This is a genomic window from Mycobacterium sp. ZZG (assembly GCF_054786995.1).
In genome coordinates, this window is record NZ_JBTBFV010000036.1 from 22,572 (window position 1) to 43,318 (window position 20,747).

Genomic DNA, 20,747 nt, shown 5'->3' on the forward strand with positions numbered 1-20,747 from the left:
CCCCCGGGGTGGTACTCACGAAGGTCGATACTGCCACACCGACCTCCACTGCCAACGCTGCGAATTATCACTTAGCAGCCATGCTAGGTCCCGGCTAGGCTGACCTACCGTGGCCAAGACGTTCGTCGGCGCTCGAGTCCGGCAACTCCGCAGCGAACGCGGGTTCAGCCAGGCCGGGCTCGCCCAGATGCTGGAGATCTCCCCGAGCTACCTGAACCAGATCGAGCACGACGTGCGGCCGTTGACCGTGCCGGTGTTGCTGCGCATCACCGAGGTCTTCGGGGTGGACGCGACGTTCTTCGCCTCCCAGGACGACACCCGCCTGATCGCCGAGCTGCGTGAGGTCCTGATGGATCGGGACCTCGACGTCGACGTCGATCCGGCTGAGGTCGCCGACATGGTCGGCGCCCACCCGGCGCTGGCGAGGGCGATGGTGAACCTGCACCGCCGCTACCAACTGACCACCACCCAGCTCGTGGCCGCGACCGAGGACCGGTTCAGCGCCGGAAGCGGCAGCGGCACAAGCTCGGGCTCCGGCTCCATCTCCATGCCCCACGAAGAGGTGCGCGACTACTTCTACCAACGCCAGAACTATCTGCACGAACTCGACACCGCCGCCGAGGAACTCACCGCCGACATGCGGGTGCACCGCGGCGATCTGGCCGGCGACCTGACCGACCGGCTGCGATTCGTCCACGGCGTCACCGTGATTCGTCGCATCGACCTCGGCGAGGGGGTGCTGCACCGCTACGACCCGACGACCAGGCGCCTGGAGGTCGGCGCGCACCTGTCGGCGGGTCAAACGGTGTTCCGGATGGCCGCCGAGCTCGCCTACCTGGAATGCGGTGGACTGATCGACAAGCTGGTCGACGAGGGCAAGTTCACCAGCGAGGAGTCGCGCAAGCTGGCACGGATGGGATTGGCGAACTACTTCGCCGCCGCCACGGTGCTGCCCTACGGCCAGTTCCACGAAGTGGCCGAGAAGTTCCGCTACGACATCGAGCGGCTCTCGGCCTACTACTCGGTCAGCTATGAGACCACCTGCCACCGGCTGTCCACGCTGCAGCGACCCTCGATGAGAGGTGTGCCGTTCTCGTTCGTCCGCGTCGACCGGGCCGGGAACATGTCGAAACGTCAGTCCGCCACCGGGTTTCACTTCTCCTCCAGCGGCGGTACCTGTCCGCTGTGGAACGTCTACGAGACGTTCGCCAACCCCGGCAAGATCTCGGTGCAGATCGCCGAGATGCCCGACGGACGCGCCTACCTATGGGTGGCGCGCACCGTGGAGCGGCGCGCGTCGCGCTATGGTCAGCCGGGTAAGACGTTCGCGATCGGCCTCGGCTGCGAACTGCGGCATGCGCAGCGGCTGGTCTATTCGGAGGGGCTGATGACAGGTGACCCCAATGTCCCTGCGACCCCGATCGGTGCCGGATGCCGGGTGTGCGAACGAGACAACTGTCCGCAGCGGGCGTTCCCCGCGCTCGGCCGCGCGCTCGACATCGACGAACACCGGTCGACCGTGTCCCCCTATCTGGTGAGGCAGCAATGAGTACACCCGCCCGTATCCCGCCCGGCGGGTTCAAGCAACTCGGTCCGCTGAACTGGGCCATCGCCAAGCTCGGCGCCCGCGGTATCCGCAGGCCGCGGTTCAGCCTGATGAACGTGCTGGGCCAGCACCGGCTGCTGTTCCTGACCTGGCTGCCGCTGTCGGGGCATCTGCTGTATGCGGGCAAGCTGTCCCGCCGCGACGCCGAGATCGTGATCCTGAGAGTCGGGCACCTGCGCGACAGCGAGTACGAGCTGCAGCAGCACCGCAGACTCGCCCGCAGCCGCGGTCTCGACGCCACCATGCAGGCGCGCATCTTCGCCGGTCCCGATGCCGAGGGACTGACCGACAGGGAACGCGTCCTGATCACCGCCACCGACGAGTTCGTCGTCACCCGTGGGGTCTCCACCGAGACGTGGCAGGCGCTCGCCACCCACTACACCAGGCCTCAGCTGATCGAATTCTGCCTGCTCGCAGCACAATACGACGGCCTCGCCGCGACCATCGCCACCCTGCAGGTTCCGCTGGACTTCCCCGATTAGACGGCTCAGCCGCCGCTTTGACATAGCCGGCCACGGCTGTAAACCCCACGGCTACCATGCGTCCATGCTGTCGAATCCGTGGCGCCACCCGCCCGGGGTGCCGCGCTGTGCGCCACCCCGCGCCGAGGGCGCCGTCTTCCTGCCCGACGGTCGCCGCCTCGGTTACGCGGAGTACGGCAACCCGTCGGGGCCGCTGGTGCTGTGGTTCCACGGCACGCCCGGCGGCCGCAGACAGCTGCCCATCGTCGGGCGACGCGCGGCCGAGAACCTCGGGCTGCGGGTGGTCCTCGTCGAGCGCGCCGGTTCCGGGCTCAGCGATCCGCACCGCTACCACCGCATCGGTGACTGGGCCGACGACATGGCCCATGTGGCCGACGTGCTGGGCGCCGACAAGGTCGGCGTCGTCGGACTGTCCGGCGGCGGTCCGTTCGCGCTGGCCTGCGCCGGCACGCCGGCACTGGCCGACCGCGTCGCGGCCGTCGCCGTCCTGGGCGGGGTGACCCCGTCGGTGGGTCCCGACGCCACCTGCAGCGGACCCATCGAGCTGGCGCGCAGGTTCGCCCCGGTGACCTCGGCGCTGCGACGCCCGTTCGCCAGGGTCACCGCGGGGCTGCTCACCCCGGTGATACCGCTGGCGCACCTGGCCTACCGCGGTCTGAGCGCGGCGATGCCCGACGGCGACAAGCAGGTGTTCGCCAACCCTGAGATCGAGGCGATGTTCATCGACGACATCGTGCACGCCGCCGCCGGCGGGTTCCAGGCGCTCCTCGACGACGCCCGGTTGTTCGGCCGGGACTGGGGCTTCCGGCTCGCCGATGTGAAGGTGCCGGTCCGCTGGTGGCACGGCGACGCCGACTCGATCATCTCGCTGGCCGATGCCCAGGCCGCCGCCGAGCACCTGCCTGCCGTCGACCTGCTGCTGATGCCCGACGAGAGTCACCTCGGAGGCTTCGCCAAGGCCGACGACGTGCTCGCGTTCCTGGCGCACCACCTGAGGACCGACGGGTCAGCGCGCCCCGTTGGTGACGATGACGCGGTCCCCGCCGCAGGCCTTGGCCTCGTACATGGCCGAATCGGCGGCGACGATCACGTCGACAAGGGCTGACTCGGACGGCCGGCACGATGCCACGCCGATGCTCGCCGTGATGGCCGGATGGGCCGGCGCCGACACCGCGGAACGGATCCGCTCTGCGACGTCTCGGCCTGAGGTGCCGGGATCCGGTCCACCACCAGGAACTCCTCGCCGCCCCACCGGACCACCACGGCATCGTCGCGCACACTCTCGCGGATCCGCCTCGCCGTGCGGATCAGCACGTCGTCGCCGACCGCGTGCCCCAGGGTGTCGTTGACCTCCTTGAAACCGTCGACGTCGATCAGCAATGCGCATAGTTGCGCATCACCACGCGCGGCCTCGTTGAGCCGCTTCATCGACACCTCCAACCCGCGGCGATTGGTCAGCTCGGTCAGCGGATCGGTGAACGACTGCTTCGAGCTGCCCTGCAGCAACCAGAACCCGAACTGCAGCGCAGGCAGGACGCATACCGTCACCAGCAACGCGATCACGGCCCGGGAGACGGCCACCTGCAGCCCGTACTCCCCACTGACCGACGCCAGCCACACCGCGATGCCCACGACCGAGACGATGCACCAGCCGATGTGGGCCAGATGCAGCCGAGGACCGTGGAAGAACACCACGTAGCCCGCCCGCGCACAACAGGATGGTGATGCCCGACATCGCCAGGTTCGGGTCACCGAAAAGCAGCGCCGACAACGTCATGAGGACGTCGACGAACACCACCAGCCCGGCGGAGGCCCGTGCCGTCGGCCACGGCAGAAACGCCCAGCGCGCCGCCCAGCCCAGCGAACCGATGGCCACCACTGCCCAGCCGATCCGAAACACCGCATCGACCGCTCCCGGCGGCGCGAAGGCATTCACGACCGACAGCGCGCCCATCGTGACGCCGATACCGGCGATCACCCAGCGCAGTACCGACAGCAGTCCGCGGCTCCGCAGAAAATCGATCCGCCACTGGTAGTCATCGCTCTGACGCCACCACTGACGTAGCAAACTGCCGACCGACCCGTCCCGCACCGGACCATTGTGGCCTAGAGGTAGGTCACACCAAGCACAATCAGCGACAGCAACACCGGAGAAACCGGAAGACCCCACAGAAACGCGGCCCAGATCTCGGACCGCCGGTCCTTACGCCGCCATGCCCGCCGGGCCAGCAGCGCCGAGATCAGCCCGATGCCCAGCGACGCAGCAGCGACGACCAGCACCCAGGTGGGCACGTTCGACGACGAGATGGCCGCGGAGATCCCCGCCAGCCACAGGATGTGACCCAGGATCAATCCGCCGACACCGGCAACCCAGATGGCTCTCAATTAGAAGTTGATCATGTGGCCGACCAGACCGTGGAAGCACTCTTGCATCGCTTCCGACATCGTCGGGTGGGTGTGCACGTTGCGAGCGAGTTCGTTGGCGGTCAGGTCCCACTTCTGCGCCAGGGTCAGCTCGGGCAGAAGCTCGGAGACGTCGTGACCGATCAGGTGGCCGCCCAGCAGTTCGCCGTACTTCTTGTCCGCGACGAGCTTGACGAAGCCGGTCGGATCACCGAGGCCGTGGGCCTTGCCGTTGGCGGTGAACGGGAACTTCGCGACGACCACGTCGTAGCCCTCGTCCTTGGCCTGCTGCTCGGTCAGGCCGAAGGAAGCCACCTGAGGCTGGCAGAACGTCGCGCGCGGCAGCATGCGGTAGTCGCCCAGCGCCAGCGTGTCGGCGCCGGCGATGGTCTCGGCGGCGACCACACCCATCGCCTCCGCGACGTGGGCGAGCTGCAACTTGCCGGTGACATCGCCAATCGCATAGATATGCGGCACGTTGGTGCGCATGTAGTCGTCGATGCCGATGGCCTTGCGGTCGGTCAGCTCGACGCCGGCCTTGTCCAGGCCGAAGCCCTCGACATTCGGCGCGAAGCCGATGGCCTGCAGCACCTTGTCGGCCTTGAGCTCGTCGGACTTGTCGTTCTTGCTCACCTTGACGGTGACCTGGCCGCCCTCGTCCTCAATGGACTCGACCTTGGTGCCGGTCAGGATCTTCACGCCAAGCTTCTTGTACTGCTTCTCGATCTCTTTGGAGACCTCGGCGTCCTCGTTGGGCAGCGCGCGCGGCAGGAACTCGACGATCGTGACATCGACGCCGTAGTTCTTCAGCACGTAGGCGAACTCCATGCCGATGGCTCCGGCGCCGGCGATGATGATCGAGCCGGGCAGCTCGCGCGACATGATCTGGTTCTCGTAGGTGACCACGTTCTCCGACAGCGAGGTGCCGGGCACCAGGCGGGTGCTCGAGCCGGTCGCGATGATCGCGTTGTCGAACTCGACGCTCTCGGTGCCGCCCTCGTTCAGGTCGACCTCGATGCTGTTGGGTCCGGTGAACTTGCCGTACCCGTGGATCTCGGTGATCTTGTTCTTCTTCATCAGGAAGTGCACGCCGGCCACGCGGCCGTCGGCGACCTTGCGGCTGCGGTCGAACGCCGCGCCGTAGTCGAAGGTGGCCTCGCCGCTGATGCCGAAAGTCTTGGCTTCCTTGGTGAAGATGTGGGCCAGTTCGGCGTTGCGCAGCAGCGCCTTTGACGGGATGCACCCGACGTTGAGGCACACGCCGCCCCAGTACTTGGGTTCGATGATGGCGGTGCTCAGCCCGAGCTGGGCGGCACGAATGGCCGCGACGTACCCGCCGGGACCGGCTCCGAGAACAACGACGTCATAGTGGGTCACGGTTCTCACCCTAATGGGCGCGGCAAGGCGAGTGCGTGCGCCGCCAGGGCGTCGACCAACGCGGGGTCGTGGCTGACGAGCACAACCGCGGCGCCGTCGGCGGCGAACTCGCCCAGCAGCGACACCACCGACCCGGTGGCGATCGGGTCCAGCATCGCGGTCGGCTCGTCGCACAGCAGGAAGCGGGCTCGCTGGGTGAGGACCCGGCCGAGACAGGCCCGCTGCAGCTGGCCGTCGCTGACCTGGCCCGGGTAGCGGTCCAGCAGTTCAGGATCGAGTCCGACGCGGCGGGCCACCTCGTCGACGGCGGGCCGCTGTCCGCGGATCACGGCGGGTTCGGCGAGGACCCGGGCCAGCGTCCAGCGCGGGTTGCACACCAGACGGGGATGCTGGGCCAGCAGCGCGACCGACCCCTTCGCCGGTGCGGGCGCGCCGTCGTAGCGGACCTCGCCCGCGTCGGCGGGGTGCAGCCCGGCCAGTACCCGCAGAAGCGTCGTCTTACCGCTGCCCGAGGTGCCGGTGACACCGGTGACCGCCCCGGCCGGCGCGTCCAGGTCCACACCCTCGAACACCGGCGCGCCGCGGAAGGACACCGTGAGGCCGCGCGCCTCGATCCCGCTCACACCGGCACCGTCCCGAGCAGCGCTCGCAAATAGGGGTCGGGGTCGGCGAGCGCGTCGGCCAGCGGTTGCCGGGACCGCACGGTGCCGCGGGTCATCACCGCGACGTCGTCGCAAACCTCGGCGCGCAGCAGCGACGGCATGTCGTGGGTGACCACCAGCACCGCCGCGCCGTCGGCGGCCGCGGTGCCGAGCAGCCGCCAGACCAGTGCGGCATTCTCGGGGTCGAGCGCCGAGGTGGGTTCGTCGGCGAGCAGCAGTGCGGGACGGCCTGCCAGCGCCGCGGCGATCGCGACTCGCTGAGCCATGCCGCCGGACAGTTCGTGCGGGTACCGGTGCACCACCCCGGCCGGCAGCGCAACGGCCGCGCACAACTGCTCCGGGGTGCTGACGCCGATTTGCTCCTCGCGTCCGCTGACACCACCCAGCCGTGCGCAGATCTCGGCGAGCTGGGAACCGACAGTGCGCACCGGGGTGAACGACGTCGCCGCTGACTGGGGTACCACCCCGACATCCCGGCCCCGCAACGCGCGCCAGGACCGTTCGTCGTCGGGACGCAGTTCGCGGTCGCGGATGTGCACGAGGCCGCGGGCCCGGGATCCCGGTGGCAGCAGACCGGACAGGGCAGCCACGACAAGTGACTTGCCGCAACCGGATTCACCGATCAGGGCCGTGACTTGTCCCGCCGGGACCTCCAGGTTCACGTCGTCGAGGACGTTGACGGTGTCCGGGCGGCGTCCGCGTCGCAGCGCGATATCCACCGTCAGACCGGCCAGCCGCGCGCCGGTCACCAGACCCGGCCCGCCGGTGCGCGGTGCCGCTCGCGCACGGATGCGCCTGTCGCGGCGAAGGTCAACGCGGACGCGATGAGTGCCACCGCCGGCACCGCCAAAGTCCACCACGCACCGGTGAGTACGGCGCCACGGGCTTCGCTGAGCAGTGTGCCGAGGCTGGCGCGGTCCGGTGACAACCCGACCCCGAGGAACGACAGCGTCGATTCGTGCCACACCGCGTGCGGCAGCAGCACGACCATCGCGACCAGTGCCTGCGCCAACACCGCCGGCACCAGGTGACTGCGCGCGACGAACCATCGCGAGGCGCCGGCCAGCCGAGAGGTCTGTACCCAACCCGCCTCGGCGACCGCGAGCAGTTCGGCACGCACCACCCGGGCCACAGCCGGCCAGTGCGTCAACGCGATCGAGGCGATGATCGCCAGCGGGGCGCCCCGCCACATCGCGGCGATGACGATCCCCACCACCAGGTGGGGCAGCGCGTTGACGCCGTCGACCAGTCGCATCACCACCGCGTCGAGCCACCCGCCGACCAGCGCCGCGCAGACACCGATGGCCAGCCCGAGGACGGTGGCCGCAACCGCGCACACCGCGGCGATCAGCAGGGACATCTGCAGGCCTTCGGCCGTTCGAGTCAGCAGGTCATAGCCCGAATGATCGGTGCCGGCAGGATGTTCGGCGCTCGGTGACTGCAACGCGGCGGAGAAGTCCGCCACCTGGTCGCCGGCGGCCAGCGGGATCCCCACCGCGACGACGACGATGACGCCCAGCACGATCCAGGGCGCGTCCCTCTTCATGCGGCCATCCTGATCCGCGGGTCGATCGCGACCGCAGCCGCATCCGAGAGAGCCGATCCCGCCAGCACCGCCACCGCGGCGGCAACCGTCAACGCAGCGAGCAGCGGAAAGTCCAGCGCTGCAGCAGAATCCACCAGCACAGCGGCCATGCCCGGCCAGCCGAAAACGGTCTCCACGATCGCCGCGCCCGCGATGAGCTCCGGAAGCCGGGTGCCCAACAACGCGAGGGTGGGAAGCACCGAGACGGGGGCGATATGCCCGCGCAGCAGCGCCCACCCGTGCACACCGCGTGACCGGGCGCCGCGCACCGCGTCGGAGTCGGCGCTCGCCGCCACCGCAGCACGGGTGGTCAGCAGCAGCCACGGGATCATCGCCACCGTGAGTGCGACCCAGGGCAGGATGCCATGGCGCACAATGCCTTCCAACGTGTAGTCGGCGCCCGGTGCAGCAGCTCCGGAGGCTGGCAGCCAGCGCAGACCCACTGCCACGACCACCACGAGAGCCAGCGACACCACGAACGGCGGCACGGCCGCTAACGTCACCGAAACCCCGGTGACGGCTCGGTCGATCAACCCGCCGCGGCGCATGCCGGCCACGCAACCCAGCGCGAGAGCCACCGCCGTCGCGCTCAGCAGCGCTGCACCGGACAGCGTGAGCGTGAACGGCAGACGCTCGGCCAGCACGGTGGCCACTGGCTGGGACTGCGTCGACGACCACCCCAGCTCACCGCGGACCAGACCGCCGAGCCACTGCAACCAGGCCTGGTACCAGGGCTGGTCGGTGGCGTAGGCCGCGCGCATGGCGTCGCGTTGAGCCTCGGTGGCGAACTGGTAGTTGCCGCCGAGGTAGGCGGCCAGCGGGTCGAACGGGGACAGGGACGCGACGGCGAAGATCGCCGCCGAGATGGTCAGCGTCAGCGGGATCGCGATCGCGGTTCGGACCGCGAGCAACCGGACGGCCGCGCGCGAGCGCCGGACAGGCCGTCCCGCCGGGGGATGTTCGCCGGCCTCGGAAACCGCCGCCGAGGTCACCGCGTCCACGCTCCGGCTGCCTACCGCGTCCACGCGGCGATATTCCACCACGGACCCCAGGACACCCCGTGCGAGTGCGGCTCCATGATCGGCGCCGTCTGGTTCCAGCCTCGGTCCCGATAGGCGTAAGCGTGATCGAGGAAGACCAGAAACACCTGCGACGGCTGAGCCGCGTAGCTCGACTGAATGTCGCGATAGAGGCGGTCTTTCGCGGGGCCGGGGGCCGATCGGCTCGCCTCTTCGAGCATCCTGTCCAGGCCCGGTGCGGTGAAGTTCCCGGGGTTCGAGTACGGCGACGAGTCGGGCACCCGGGTGTGCAAGGTGTCGTAGGCCTGAGCATCGATGCTGTACGGCGTCGCGCCACCGCCGAGCAGCACCGCCGAGTCACCGAAGCGGGTGTCGATCTCGTCCCAGCTGGTGCCGCGGGGTCTGACGTCGACCCCGAGCGGTTTCATCGCGGCCGCATACGCGACGGAGAGGTCACGCCGCAAGGTGTCCTGCGCGTTGTACAGCAGTTCGAAAGATGCTCTCGCTCCGTCTTTTTCGCGGATCTGCCCCGCCCCAGGGCGCCAACCGGCTTCGTCGAGAACGGCTTTGGCGCCCTCGGGATCGAATGCGTATTGCGCGTCGGGGTTGTAGGCGTCGCCGTACGCCGGCGCCACCGGGGTACTCGCGGGACGCCCGTAGCCCACCAACACGTCACGCACCATCGCCGCGCGGTCGACACCGAGATTCATCGCGAACCGGGCGCGCACGTCCGCGGTGAACGGGTTCCCGGCGGGCAGGGCCACGCCGCGCCAGTCCGCGGACTGCACACCTACGGTCTGGATGTCGTCGCTGTCGATCGAAGCGATCAGCCGCGGCGGCAGGGTGGTGCCGTCCACCGCGCCTGCGACCATGCTCTGGGCGCGGGCGTTGTCGTCGGGGGTGTAGGTGTACACAAGCCGCTTCACCTGAGCCGGCCGACCCCAGTAGTCGTCGCGCGCGACCAACACCGCCTGGTCAGGCCGCAAGCTGTCCAGCCGGTATGGCCCCGTGCCGACGGGCGCGGTGTTGACCGCCCAGTCCGCGGCCGGCGTCTCCTCGACCTTCTCCGACGGCAGGATGCCGATCAGCAGGTAGGGCTTCGGGTCGGCGGCGGTGTCCATCTCGATGACGACGGCGCCCGGACCGTCGGCGGTGATCGACACGATGGGGGCCACCGACGTCGAGATCTGGGATGCCACCCGCGGGTCGCGTACGGCGGCATAGGTCGCGACGACGTCGGCCGCGTCGAACGCGCTGCCGTCGGAAAACGTCACGCCGGGGCGCAACGGTATGCGCCAACGGTTGGGGCCCCCGGGTTCGGGTTCCCCACCTGCCAGCGCCGGTTGCCAACCCGGGGACCGTGCTGTCGGCGTCCGCACTGGGGCGGTAGAGCCCTTCGTAGATCGGTGAGACCCCGGACTCGGAGTAGCCGTTGACCGGGTTGTATCCGCCGAGCTCGTAGCTCTCGGCGAGCACGATCTGCTCGGTCTGCTGCTCGTCCGGTTCGCCGGCGCACGCCGTGACGACAAGCGTGCTCATGACACAGACCAGCGCCGGGCGCAATTTCATGTGTCTATCTGAACACATGAACTACATGACGGCGCAACTACCCGGGTGGACGGATGCCTATCTAGGGATCCAGCCGAACACGTACGCGCCGTACAGCAGCGCCGCACCTGCCGCCGCGGCCAGCGGCGCCGACATCATCGCGAGCGCCATCGCGGCGATGCCGGGCCGCTCCTGCACCATCGCGGTCAGCAGACTGCCGACGACGCAGGCCACCACGAACACCAACACCGCGAACACCGGCACATCCTTGGCCGGCGAGTGAAACCACCAGAAGTACAGTCCGGCGCCGGCCCCGGCGCCGACGAGCCACACGCCGGTGAGGACGAGCAGGAAGCGCCACCGGCTCATGTACTGCGCGGCCGGGGGGATCGCGACAGGCTGCGCGGGTGGCGGCGGGATGGCCCCCGTGTCCGCCGGGTCGTCGAGGGCGACCTGATGCTCAGCCACCGGAAGCCACCTGGATCGCGGTCAGCGCGCCGAACCAGCCCGGACCGATGGCCAGGATCATCGCGCCGAGGGCGGTGACCCACCGCTTGCCCGACAGCAGGATCACCGACATCCCGATGACGCTCGGCACGCCGATCACCACGCCGATGGCGATGTCGGGACGGATGGTCGCGGTGACCTCGACCGCGGCGACGAGCGCGGCCATCATGCCGAGAGCGACGCCGATGATCATCACTCCGGCCAATACCGATGCTCGGGGCAGCGGGATCACGATGTCGACGATAACGCCGCGGCGGGCCCGAACCCGGGCGGCGCGCCCGAACGCGGAAGCGCGTTCCTGGTCGCGACCCGGGCCGGTTTGACCGCCAGGAATGCTATTCCGCGACGGGGAGCGCGCAGGCGTCGACCGCTTCGGCGACGACGTGCGTGCCGCTCGTCGCGGGCCGTTCCCCGCGTTCGTAGGCGGCCCCGGTGACCGGTGGCGCGCCTTCCAGCGCCCGGTTCTCGTCGCCGGTGAACGCGCGGCCCCGCGACAGGAATCGCTTGCCCTCGGGGGATTCCAGGCTGAAGCCGCCGCCGCGCCCGGGCACCACGTCGATCACCAGCTGGGTGTGCTTCCACGCGTCGAACTGCGGACCCGAGATCCACACCGGCACCCCGTCCTCGCCGACATCGAGCACCGCCAACAGCACGTCGCGGTCGCCGACCAGGAACTCCCCGGCGGGATAGCACATCGGCGACGACCCGTCGCAGCACCCGCCCGACTGGTGGAACATCAACGCGCCGTGCCGCTGCTGCAGTGTGCGCAGCAGTTCGGCCGCGGCCTCGGTCACCAGTGCCCGCTTCGGGATCTCCACGTCAGCCATTCTCGCCCTTCGTCGTCGCGGTTGCGCCGGCCGTGCGCGCAGTGCGGATCGCCGGGGCCACTGACGGTGGCAGCAGCAGCCGACAGTCGGCCGGGTAGTGCACCTGCAGGTCGATCGAGCCGGCGAACCGGTACGGCTGCGCCGCGAGCAGTCCGGTGAACTGTTTGCGCAGCCGCGACATCTCCGCGCGCACGGTGACCACCCGGGACCGGTCGCCGTACAGGTCCTCGGCGAGCTGCGGCGCGCTTCGACCCTGCGGTGAAATAGCCAGTGCACAAAGGATTTCCGCGTGCCGCAGGGTCAAGTCGTGGCGCCAGCTGCCGAAGTGTCCGGTCATCATCAGCGACGGCGAGTCCGGATCGGTGAAGTCGAGGGTTACCTGTGACACCCGCGCGTCCGCGCCGTCGGGCTCGGCCAAGCGCACCAGCCACCCACCGGGGAGCGGTTCGACGGCGCACATTCCCAGCGCGGTCAGCCAGACCCGTCCCGGCTCCATCTGTTCGGGTAACAGGATCCGGTTGTGCAAGGGCATCGCGTCGACGGCGGCCACCCAGCCCTCGGTGTCGACGGCCAGCGCGGGACTGCCCATCCGCGCCAGGATCGGGGCGGCCACCGCCCGCAGCCGGTTGAGGGTGCGGTCGTGTTCCTGCCGCAGGTGCGATTCGGCCAGCCGGGCGACGGCGTCGACGAGCGCGACGGTGGTCGGGTGCACGGTCGCCGCCGGGCCGGACACGTCCACCACGCCGATGACCTGGCCGGTGCGGGGATCCCGGATCGGCGCACCCGCGCACGTCCACGGGTGATGGCTGCGCAGGAAGTGCTCGGCGGAGAACACCTGCACGGCGCGTTGCGACACCAGCGCAGTGCCGATCGCGTTGGTGCCGACCGCGCCCTCACCCCAGTTCGCACCTTCGACGAAGCCGAGCCGGTCGGCGTTGCTGAGCACCGCCGGCGACCCGGAACGCCACAGCACCCGACCGTGGGCGTCGGCCACGACGAGGATGTTGTCCCCGTCGGCGACCAGCGACTCCAGCCCGTGAGAGATCTCGTCGAGCACCTCCACCAGCCCCGACGACCGGCGCAGCATCTCCAGCGCACCGGTTTCGACGACCGTCGGCGTGTGGTCATCGGGGGTCCGGTGGTGCATGCCGCTGGCCATCAGGCGCTGCCAGGAGTCGCCGATGACCTCCCGGGGCCGCGCCGGCGCCCGGTGGCCGGCCATCGTCGCGTCGTAGACAGCCGACATCAGCCGCGCGTAGTCGCGCGGGTCTTCCCCGACGGCCACCGCGGGTTCAGGCACGGGCGAGCTGCCGACATTGCTGGGCATCGGTACCCATAGTGCTCCCCATCTCAGCGGTAGACCAGGCCGCCGTCGATCAAGCCGGATTGGCCGGTCATGTAGTCGGCGTCCGGGCCGGCCAGGTAGGACACGAAGCCGGCGACGTCCTCGGGTGTCTCGGCACGGCCGAGCGCGATACCGCCGACGAACTTCTCGTAGGTCTCCCCCTCGGCGGCGCCGGTCAGCTCGGCGAATCGCTTGTCGATCTCGACCCACATGTCGGTGCCGACGACGCCGGGGCAGTACGCGTTGACGGTGATCCCGTGGGCGGCGTGTTCCTTCGCGGCGGCCTGGGTGAGCGCGCGCACCGCGAACTTGGTCGCGCTGTACGGGCCGAGCATCGCGAAACCGTCGTGGCCCGCGATCGATGAGGCATTGATGATCTTGCCTTTGGTGCCGTTCGCCGTGAACTTCGCGACCGCGGCCTGGATGCCCCACAGCACGCCGTTGACGTTGATCGCCCACAGCTTCTCGACCTGCTCGGGAGTGACGTCGGCGATGGGCCCGACCAGCGCGATGCCGGCGTTGTTGACCATGATGTCGAAGCCGTCGAGCGCAGAGTCCGCATGGTCGACGGCGGCGAACACCTGTTCGCGATCGCTGACGTCGGCCACGAACGTCGTTGCCTTGCGGCCGATCTCGGTGATCTCGTCGGCGACGGCCGCGATGCCGTCGGGCGCCACGTCAACCAGCGCCACGTCGGCGCCGTCGCGGGCCAGGCGCAGCGCGATGCCACGCCCGATGCCACGCGCGGCGCCGGTCACCAGGGCCACCTTGCCGTTGAGTGTCATGATTCTCCGTTCGGATCGACGAGCACTTTCATCTTGGTGCCGGCATGCAGTGCCTCGAAGCCTTCGTCGACCACGTCGTCGATCGGGATCCGGGTCACCCAGCCGGTGGTGTCATACCTGCCCTGCGCCATCAGCGCGATCACCGCTTCGAAGTCGGCGCCGGTGTAGCACAGCGACCCCTGGATTCGGGACTCGTTCATCACCAGATTCAACAGCGGTGTCTCCAGCGGCTTTTCGTAGATCGCGACGCTGATCATCGGTCTGCGCGAGCCGATGCAGGCCAGTGCCGTGCTGACGGCTGGGGTGACGCCGGCCGCGTCGAACACGGCGTCGGCGCCGTCACCGCGGGTGTGATCGGCGACGAACGCCGGCACGTCGACGCTCGTCGGGTCCAACGTGGTGGCACCGAGCGCCTCGATGGCGGCGCGCCGGGTCGGTGACGGTTCGACCACGAGCACGTCATCAAGGCCCTTGCCGCGCAACGCGAACCACAAACCGATCCCGATCGGTCCGGCCCCGAACACCATCGCGGTGTCCCCCGGCTTCACGTCGCCGAGCGTCGCGGCGTGGTAGGCGACCGACATCGGCTCGACCAGAGCGCCGAGTTCCAGCGACACATGGTCGGGCAGCTTGTGCAACATGCCTGTCGGCACCACGGTGTACTCGGCCATGCCGCCGTCGGACATCAGGCCGTGGAAGCCGATCTGCTGGCACACGTTGTAGTTGCCGGCCCGGCACGGGCCGCAGCGGTCGCACTTGTAGATCGGTTCGACCGCCACCCGGTCGCCTTCACTCCAGCCGCTCACCCCGGCGCCGACCGCGGTGATGGTGCCGGAGAACTCGTGACCCATGGTCAACGGCAGTTGGGCACCGGTCAGTGGATGCGGCGAGGTCGGCACGAAGATCGGCCCGGCGTAGTACTCGTGCAGATCGGTGCCACAGATGCCGTTGAACCCGACCTTCAGCTTGACGGTGCCCGGCCCGGGTTCGGGTTCGGCGACGTCGCCGACTTCCAGCTTGTTCGGTCCGTAGTACACCGCTGCTCTCATGGCCGCATTTCTATGTGACCACGGCCACACCGGGAAAGGGTTGCAGGGGGTTGCAGCGGGAGTCGCCCCCGCACACTCGGTGTCATTGCAACGCTTCGCAACTCTTGCCGACCGGCACAGCAGCGGTGTGTCCTGGCTCACATGACTTCGACTCTTGACCCTCAGACCACCACCCAGCTGAGCCCGCAACAGCGGGTCGAGTACTGGCTGGCCGATTTCGAGGCGGCGCTGGCCGTCCGCGACATCGAACGCGCTGTCGGCATGTTCGCGGTGGACAGCTTCTGGCGCGACCTGGTGTCCTTCACCTGGAATCTCAAGACCCTGGAAGGCCGCGATCAGATCGCCGACATGCTGGGCGCACGGCTGGCCGAGACGGACCCGACCGGCTTCCGGACCCGCGAGGACGCCACTGCCGACGGTGATGTCGTCTCGGCGTTCATCGAGTTCGAGACCGCCGCCGGCCGCGGCACCGGGCATCTTCGGCTCAAAGGCGACTCGGGGACCGACCAGGCCTGGACGCTGCTGACCGCGCTGCAGGAACTCAAGGGGCACGAGGAGCGCAAAGGGCCCACCAGGGTGCTGGGAGCGGTGCACGGCGACGCCCCGGACCCGCGGTCGTGGGCCGAGAAGAAGGCCGCCGAGGACGCGGAGCTGGGCCGGACGGTCCAGCCGTATGTGCTGGTGATCGGCGGCGGGCAGGGCGGTATCGCGCTCGGCGCCCGGCTGCGCCAGCTCGGGGTGCCCGCGATCGTCGTCGACAAGCACGAACGCCCCGGCGACCAGTGGCGCAAGCGCTACAAGTCGCTGTGCCTGCACGATCCGGTCTGGTACGACCACCTGCCCTACCTGCCGTTTCCGCCGAACTGGCCGGTGTTCGCGCCGAAGGACAAGATCGGCGACTGGCTGGAGTTCTACACCCGGGTGATGGAGGTGCCGTACTGGTCGAAGACCACCTGCCTGTCCGCGTCTTACGACGAGGCGTCGCAGACCTGGACCGTCGAGGTCGACCGCGACGGCGAGCGACTGACCCTGCGCCCAACTCAACTGGTGCTTGCCACCGGCATGTCGGGCAAGCCGAACGTGCCGACGCTGCCGGGGCAGGACGTGTTCCGCGGCGACCAGCACCATTCCAGCGCCCACCCCGGCCCGGACGCGTACGTCGGCAAGAAGGCGGTGGTGATCGGATCGAACAACTCCGCCCACGACATCTGCAAGGCGCTCTACGAGAACGGCGTCGACGTGACGATGGTGCAGCGGTCGTCGACGCACATCGTCAAGTCCGACACCCTGATGGACATCGGGCTGGGCGACCTGTACTCCGAGCGGGCGCTGGCGGCGGGGATGACGACCGAGAAGGCCGATCTGACGTTCGCGTCGTTGCCGTACCGGATCATGCACGAGTTCCAGATCCCGCTGTACGACCGGATGCGGGAGCGCGACAAGGAGTTCTACGACCGGCTGGAGGCAGCCGGATTCCAATTGGACTGGGGCGCAGACGGTTCCGGGCTGTTCATGAAGTATCTGCGCCGCGGGTCGGGCTACTACATCGACGTCGGCGCCTGTGACATGGTGGCCGACGGCCGGATCAAGCTGGCCCACGGGGAGGTCGACCGCCTGACGGAGGACTCGGTGGTGCTCGCCGACGGCACCGTGTTGCCCGCCGACGTGGTGGTGTACGCCACCGGCTACGGCTCGATGAACGGGTGGGCCGCCGACCTCATCGGCCAAGAGGTTGCCGACAGGGTGGGCAAGGTGTGGGGTCTCGGTAGCGACACCCCGAAGGATCCGGGCCCGTGGGAGGGCGAGCAGCGCAACATGTGGAAGCCCACCCAGCAGCCCAATCTGTGGTTCCACGGCGGCAACCTGCACCAGTCACGGCACTACTCGCTGTACCTGGCGCTGCAGCTCAAGGCCCGTTTCGAGGGGATGCCGACCCCGGTGTACGGCCTGCAGGAGGTTCACCACCTCAGCTGAGCCTCGGCTCAGCTTCCGCCGAAATCGCATTCCACGCGCGTCAAGTTGCCTGACGCCCGCATGGAATGCGATTTCGGCGGTTGCGCAGAATGGGTGGCGTGACGGATACCCGCAGCGAGCACACCGACACCGACCCGCATCTCTGGCTGGAGGACGTCACCGGCGACGACGCGCTGAGGTGGGTGCGCGAGCACAACGAACCGACGCTGGCCGAGCTCGCCGGTGAACGCTTCGAGCAGATGCGGGCCGAAGCGCTGGAGGTGCTCGACACCGACGCGCGGATTCCGTATGTCCGCCGGCGCGGTGATTACCTGTACAACTTCTGGCGCGACGCCGAACATCAAAAGGGCGTCTGGCGGCGCACGACCCTGGACAGCTACCGCACCGAACAACCGGACTGGGACGTCATCATCGACGTCGACGAACTCGCGGCGGCCGACGGCGTGAACTGGGTGTGGGCCGGCGCGGACGTCATCGAGCCGGACCATTCACTGGCCTTGATCAGCCTGTCGCGGGGTGGATCCGACGCCGCCGTGGTGCGGGAGTTCGACATGCTCACCCGCAGCTTCGTCGAGGGCGGGTTCGAATTGCCCGAGGCCAAGTCACAGGTCTCCTGGGAGGACGAGAACACCCTGCTGGTCGGCACCGACTTCGGCGAGGGATCGCTGACCGAGTCGGGCTACCCGCGACTGGTCAAGCGGTGGCGGCGCGGGCAGCCGCTGGCGGAAGCCGAAACCGTGTTCAGCGGTGCGGAATCTGATGTGCTGGTGGCCGGCTCGCGCGACCGCACCGAAGGATTCGAGCGCACGCTGGTCAGCCGCGCGCTCGATTTCTTCAACGAGCAGGTCTACGAGTTGCGCGACGGCGAGCTGATCCGTATCGACGCCCCCACCGACGCCAGCATCTCGGTCCACCGCGAGTGGCTGCTGATCGAACTGCGCACCGACTGGACCTACGGCACCACGCCCTTCCCCGCCGGATCGCTGCTGGCCGCCGATTACGAAACATTCCTCGGCGGCACAGCCGAACTGCAGGTGGTGTTCACCCCCGACGAGCACACCTGCCTGCACCACTACGCGTGGACCCGAGATCGCCTGGTCGTCGTCACGCTGGCCGACGTCGCCAGCCGAGTGCAGGTCTACACGCCGGGGCCGTGGACAGCCGAGCCGGTGACCGGGCTGCCGGACAACACCAACACCTCGATCGTCGGCGCCGACAGCCTCGGCGACGAAATCTTCCTGGACTCTTCGGGTTTCGACACCCCCTCCCGGCTGCTACACGGCCCGGCCGGCGGTGAGCTCACCGAGATCAAACGGGCGCCTTCGTTCTTCGACACCGCCGACATCGACGTCTCGCAGCACTTCGCCACGTCCGACGACGGAACGCAGATCCCGTACTTCGTCGTCGGTCACCGGCATGTCGAGGCAGCCGGCCCGACGCTGCTCGGCGGGTACGGCGGTTTCGAGGTGTCCCGCACCCCGGGTTACGACGGAGTGCTGGGGCGGCTGTGGTTGTCCCGCGGCGGCACCTACGTGCTGGCCAACATCCGCGGCGGCGGAGAGTACGGCCCCACCTGGCACACCCAGGCCATGCGCGAAGGGCGCCACCGAGTCGCCGAGGACTTCGCCGCTGTGGCAAAGGATCTGGTGGCTCGCGGCATCACGACGGTCGAGCAGCTCGGTGCGCAGGGTGGGAGCAACGGCGGCCTGCTGATGGGCATCATGCTGACGAAGTACCCGGAGCTGTTCGGGGGCCTGGTGTGCAGTGTGCCGCTGCTCGACATGAAGCGGTTCCACCTGCTTCTCGCGGGGGCGTCCTGGGTGGCCGAGTACGGCGACCCCGACGATCCCGAGGATTGGGCGTTCATCTCCGAATATTCGCCGTATCAGAACATTTCGGCCGACAAGCGCTACCCGCCGGTGCTCATCACGACGTCCACCCGCGATGACAGGGTGCATCCGGGTCACGCGAGGAAAATGACCGCGGCGCTGGAGGCCGCCGGGCACCCGGTGCGCTACTACGAGAACATCGAGGGCGGCCATGCGGGCGCCTCCGACAACCCGCAGATCGCGTTCCGTTCGGCGTTGATCTTCGAATTCCTGCACCGAACGCTGAGCGGGCACTGAACATGACCGCGCCATGGAGGCCGCTATTCGCCGTCGCGGTGACGACGTTGACACTGACCGGTTGCGCAGAGCAGATCACCGGAACGGCGGTGACGGCGGTGGGCGATGCACCCGCGGCGGCGACATCCGGCGGCGGCGAGGGCCTGTGCACGGCGGTGGACGCGCCACTGGAGGACATCCCCAGCGACGACGCCCGTGAACCACGCTTGCGTATCCCGGTACCGGACGGCTGGGAACGCAACACCATGATGGACAGCCAGATCATCCGCTACACGATCGTCTCGACCGATCTGGTGGCCGACCGCTTCGCCACCAATGCCGTCGTCACCCTGGAATCGACGCGCGGTAATCCGTCGCCCGACGAGATATTCGAGCAGAACCGCGGCAACCTGAAGACCTTGATGGGCGCCTTCGATCTGGAGACCCAGGACAACACCACCTGCGGATTCCCCTCTGAGACAACTCACTACACGGCTCCCCCGCTGGGGCCGGCCCCGGAGCGGCCGATCATCATGCATGCGGTCGCGGCCGAGGCGGGCGGCGCTACGTACCTGGCGACGCTGACGATTCAGACCACCGACCCGATCAACCCGAAATACGTCAAGGATTCCCAAGAGATCGTCGACGGGTTCCAGATGCTGTTGCCGAGTTCATGAGCACCGTCTCGTGGGTGTTGCTGGCTTCGGGCGCCCTCGCGCTGCTCTTCGGCGCCGTCGTCCCGGGATGGGACACCGCCACGGTGGCGGCTCGCGCGAGGAAACGCCGAATCTACTGGGCTGGAACTGTTCTCGGAGTGTTGTTGCTGTTCCTGGGGGGTCTGCCCGACGTGCAGAGTTCGGTCGCGTTCACCGCCGCCGCGGTGATCCTGATGACCGGCTGGGCGTACTTCCGCACACCCAACATCAAGATCGGCGGACGAATTCACTCGGCCTACGCGCCGTACCGGCAACCCGATCCACCGCCCCGAGGGTGACGACGGAGGCCGCCGGGATCAGGCGGCGTCGAAGGCGACCGGAATACGACACTGGTTCTCAGCGGCTGTCCAGCGCAATGCCAGGAAGATGTCGTCGGTCCAGTCCGAGAACGCCTGCCAGTCCTCCGGACTGGATTCCCTGTGAAGACAGAAACACTCCCCGCGGCACCCGAAACCGGGGATCACGCAACACCCCGCGCGCAAGGTGATAGCTGAGCAATTCCGGTCCATGGGTACCGATCGCGATCGGGCCACACGCTCGCGCCGGCGCGATGAGCCGATGGGCTTCGAGCGGGTCTTCCACGTGGTGGTAAGCCAACATCGGTAGCCCGGCGTCGAAAAGACAAGGCAGAGCCCGCATGGCCGTCGTGTCAATCGTCATGGATTTCAGTGTTGCTGCGGCGCCGAGCCGGAACATCAGTACTCGGGTACCGAGATTTCGGTACCCGAGAACCTCTTTATCTCGCGCAGCTCAGGCT

General features: G+C 68.7%; 22 protein-coding genes and 1 pseudogene. 8 read left to right on the plus strand and 15 right to left on the minus strand.

All coding sequences use genetic code 11. The annotated features are described in order from the left end of the window. Positions 1–109 precede the first annotated feature (109 nt). The 3 genes from ramB to ACXMYJ_RS19065 all read left to right on the plus strand — a co-directional run bounded on the left by ramB (position 110) and on the right by ACXMYJ_RS19065 (position 3,193). On the plus strand, positions 110–1,549 hold the full coding sequence (gene ramB / locus ACXMYJ_RS19055) for an acetate metabolism transcriptional regulator RamB (protein ID WP_260756811.1): 1,440 nt from the start codon (positions 110–112) through the stop codon (positions 1,547–1,549). After that, positions 1,546–2,088, plus strand: coding sequence for a carboxymuconolactone decarboxylase family protein (locus ACXMYJ_RS19060; protein WP_260756810.1), 543 nt, complete (start codon positions 1,546–1,548; stop codon positions 2,086–2,088). Before ramB ends, ACXMYJ_RS19060 begins: the two co-directional genes overlap by 4 nt. Positions 2,089–2,152: 64 nt before the next feature. Further along, complete coding sequence (locus ACXMYJ_RS19065; protein ID WP_460358425.1) at positions 2,153–3,193, plus strand: alpha/beta fold hydrolase; 1,041 nt, start codon at positions 2,153–2,155, stop codon at positions 3,191–3,193. Here ACXMYJ_RS19065 and ACXMYJ_RS19070 read toward each other — a convergent pair. Next, entirely contained in the window at positions 3,175–3,783 is a 609-nt protein-coding gene (locus tag ACXMYJ_RS19070; protein ID WP_460358428.1) for a GGDEF domain-containing protein, read from the minus strand. The genes ACXMYJ_RS19065 and ACXMYJ_RS19070 overlap by 19 nt on opposite strands. A gap of 29 nt (positions 3,784–3,812) precedes the next feature. Here ACXMYJ_RS19070 and ACXMYJ_RS19075 point away from each other — a divergent pair, with 29 nt between their 5' ends. Further along, a complete protein-coding gene (locus tag ACXMYJ_RS19075) occupies positions 3,813–4,124 on the plus strand; it encodes a hypothetical protein (protein ID WP_460358431.1) in 312 nt (103 codons plus the stop codon). Positions 4,125–4,194: 70 nt separating this feature from the next. On the opposite strand, the gene ACXMYJ_RS19080 is transcribed toward ACXMYJ_RS19075, so the two are convergent. From ACXMYJ_RS19080 to ACXMYJ_RS19140, 13 genes and pseudogenes are all read right to left on the minus strand, one after another. Continuing rightward, positions 4,195–4,473, minus strand: coding sequence for a hypothetical protein (locus ACXMYJ_RS19080; RefSeq protein WP_260756807.1), 279 nt, complete (start codon positions 4,471–4,473; stop codon positions 4,195–4,197). After that, positions 4,474–5,868 (minus strand): dihydrolipoyl dehydrogenase, encoded by a 1,395-nt coding sequence (lpdA, locus tag ACXMYJ_RS19085; protein WP_260756806.1) that lies wholly within the window; start codon positions 5,866–5,868, stop codon positions 4,474–4,476. A gap of 5 nt (positions 5,869–5,873) precedes the next feature. Further along, entirely contained in the window at positions 5,874–6,491 is a 618-nt protein-coding gene (locus ACXMYJ_RS19090; protein WP_260756803.1) for an ABC transporter ATP-binding protein, read from the minus strand. After that, the gene (locus ACXMYJ_RS19095) at positions 6,488–7,282 is read right to left on the minus strand and encodes an ATP-binding cassette domain-containing protein (RefSeq protein WP_460358472.1); all 795 of its coding nucleotides are present in this window, start codon (positions 7,280–7,282) and stop codon (positions 6,488–6,490) included. The genes ACXMYJ_RS19090 and ACXMYJ_RS19095 overlap by 4 nt, the downstream gene beginning before the upstream one ends. After that, on the minus strand, positions 7,276–8,076 hold the full coding sequence (locus ACXMYJ_RS19100) for an ABC transporter permease (RefSeq protein ID WP_460358436.1): 801 nt from the start codon (positions 8,074–8,076) through the stop codon (positions 7,276–7,278). Before ACXMYJ_RS19100 ends, ACXMYJ_RS19095 begins: the two co-directional genes overlap by 7 nt. After that, positions 8,073–9,026: an ABC transporter permease gene (locus ACXMYJ_RS19105; RefSeq protein ID WP_460358474.1), complete on the minus strand. Its 954-nt coding sequence runs from the start codon at positions 9,024–9,026 to the stop codon at positions 8,073–8,075. Before ACXMYJ_RS19105 ends, ACXMYJ_RS19100 begins: the two co-directional genes overlap by 4 nt. Before the next feature lie 101 nt (positions 9,027–9,127). Then, a pseudogene (locus ACXMYJ_RS19110) lies at positions 9,128–10,703 on the minus strand (ABC transporter substrate-binding protein). A 57-nt stretch (positions 10,704–10,760) separates the two neighbouring features. Next, complete coding sequence (locus ACXMYJ_RS19115) at positions 10,761–11,150, minus strand: hypothetical protein (RefSeq protein WP_260756801.1); 390 nt, start codon at positions 11,148–11,150, stop codon at positions 10,761–10,763. Continuing rightward, positions 11,143–11,421 (minus strand): putative holin, encoded by a 279-nt coding sequence (locus ACXMYJ_RS19120; RefSeq protein ID WP_260756800.1) that lies wholly within the window; start codon positions 11,419–11,421, stop codon positions 11,143–11,145. Before ACXMYJ_RS19120 ends, ACXMYJ_RS19115 begins: the two co-directional genes overlap by 8 nt. A gap of 103 nt (positions 11,422–11,524) precedes the next feature. Further along, on the minus strand, positions 11,525–12,016 hold the full coding sequence (locus ACXMYJ_RS19125; protein WP_396885010.1) for a DUF779 domain-containing protein: 492 nt from the start codon (positions 12,014–12,016) through the stop codon (positions 11,525–11,527). Beyond that, positions 12,009–13,343 (minus strand): helix-turn-helix domain-containing protein, encoded by a 1,335-nt coding sequence (locus ACXMYJ_RS19130; RefSeq protein WP_460358440.1) that lies wholly within the window; start codon positions 13,341–13,343, stop codon positions 12,009–12,011. Before ACXMYJ_RS19130 ends, ACXMYJ_RS19125 begins: the two co-directional genes overlap by 8 nt. A 23-nt stretch (positions 13,344–13,366) precedes the next feature. Further along, complete coding sequence (locus tag ACXMYJ_RS19135; protein WP_443188872.1) at positions 13,367–14,146, minus strand: acetoin reductase; 780 nt, start codon at positions 14,144–14,146, stop codon at positions 13,367–13,369. Next, positions 14,143–15,195 carry a 2,3-butanediol dehydrogenase gene (locus tag ACXMYJ_RS19140; RefSeq protein ID WP_443188871.1) on the minus strand — a complete coding sequence of 351 codons (1,053 nt, stop codon included), beginning with the start codon at positions 15,193–15,195 and terminating at the stop codon, positions 14,143–14,145. Before ACXMYJ_RS19140 ends, ACXMYJ_RS19135 begins: the two co-directional genes overlap by 4 nt. A 141-nt stretch (positions 15,196–15,336) precedes the next feature. Here ACXMYJ_RS19140 and ACXMYJ_RS19145 point away from each other — a divergent pair, with 141 nt between their 5' ends. The 4 genes from ACXMYJ_RS19145 (at position 15,337) to ACXMYJ_RS19160 (ending at position 20,268) form a co-directional block, all read left to right on the plus strand. After that, the gene (locus tag ACXMYJ_RS19145; protein ID WP_443188870.1) at positions 15,337–17,169 is read left to right on the plus strand and encodes an NAD(P)-binding domain-containing protein; all 1,833 of its coding nucleotides are present in this window, start codon (positions 15,337–15,339) and stop codon (positions 17,167–17,169) included. A gap of 89 nt (positions 17,170–17,258) precedes the next feature. Next, on the plus strand, positions 17,259–19,295 hold the full coding sequence (locus ACXMYJ_RS19150) for a prolyl oligopeptidase family serine peptidase (protein WP_260756794.1): 2,037 nt from the start codon (positions 17,259–17,261) through the stop codon (positions 19,293–19,295). A gap of 2 nt (positions 19,296–19,297) precedes the next feature. Next, a complete protein-coding gene (locus tag ACXMYJ_RS19155) occupies positions 19,298–19,951 on the plus strand; it encodes an LpqN/LpqT family lipoprotein (protein WP_260756793.1) in 654 nt (217 codons plus the stop codon). Then, on the plus strand, positions 19,948–20,268 hold the full coding sequence (locus ACXMYJ_RS19160) for a hypothetical protein (protein WP_260756792.1): 321 nt from the start codon (positions 19,948–19,950) through the stop codon (positions 20,266–20,268). The genes ACXMYJ_RS19155 and ACXMYJ_RS19160 overlap by 4 nt, the downstream gene beginning before the upstream one ends. A gap of 58 nt (positions 20,269–20,326) precedes the next feature. On the opposite strand, the gene ACXMYJ_RS19165 is transcribed toward ACXMYJ_RS19160, so the two are convergent. After that, the gene (locus ACXMYJ_RS19165; protein WP_460358445.1) at positions 20,327–20,686 is read right to left on the minus strand and encodes a hypothetical protein; all 360 of its coding nucleotides are present in this window, start codon (positions 20,684–20,686) and stop codon (positions 20,327–20,329) included. Positions 20,687–20,747 lie beyond the last annotated feature (61 nt).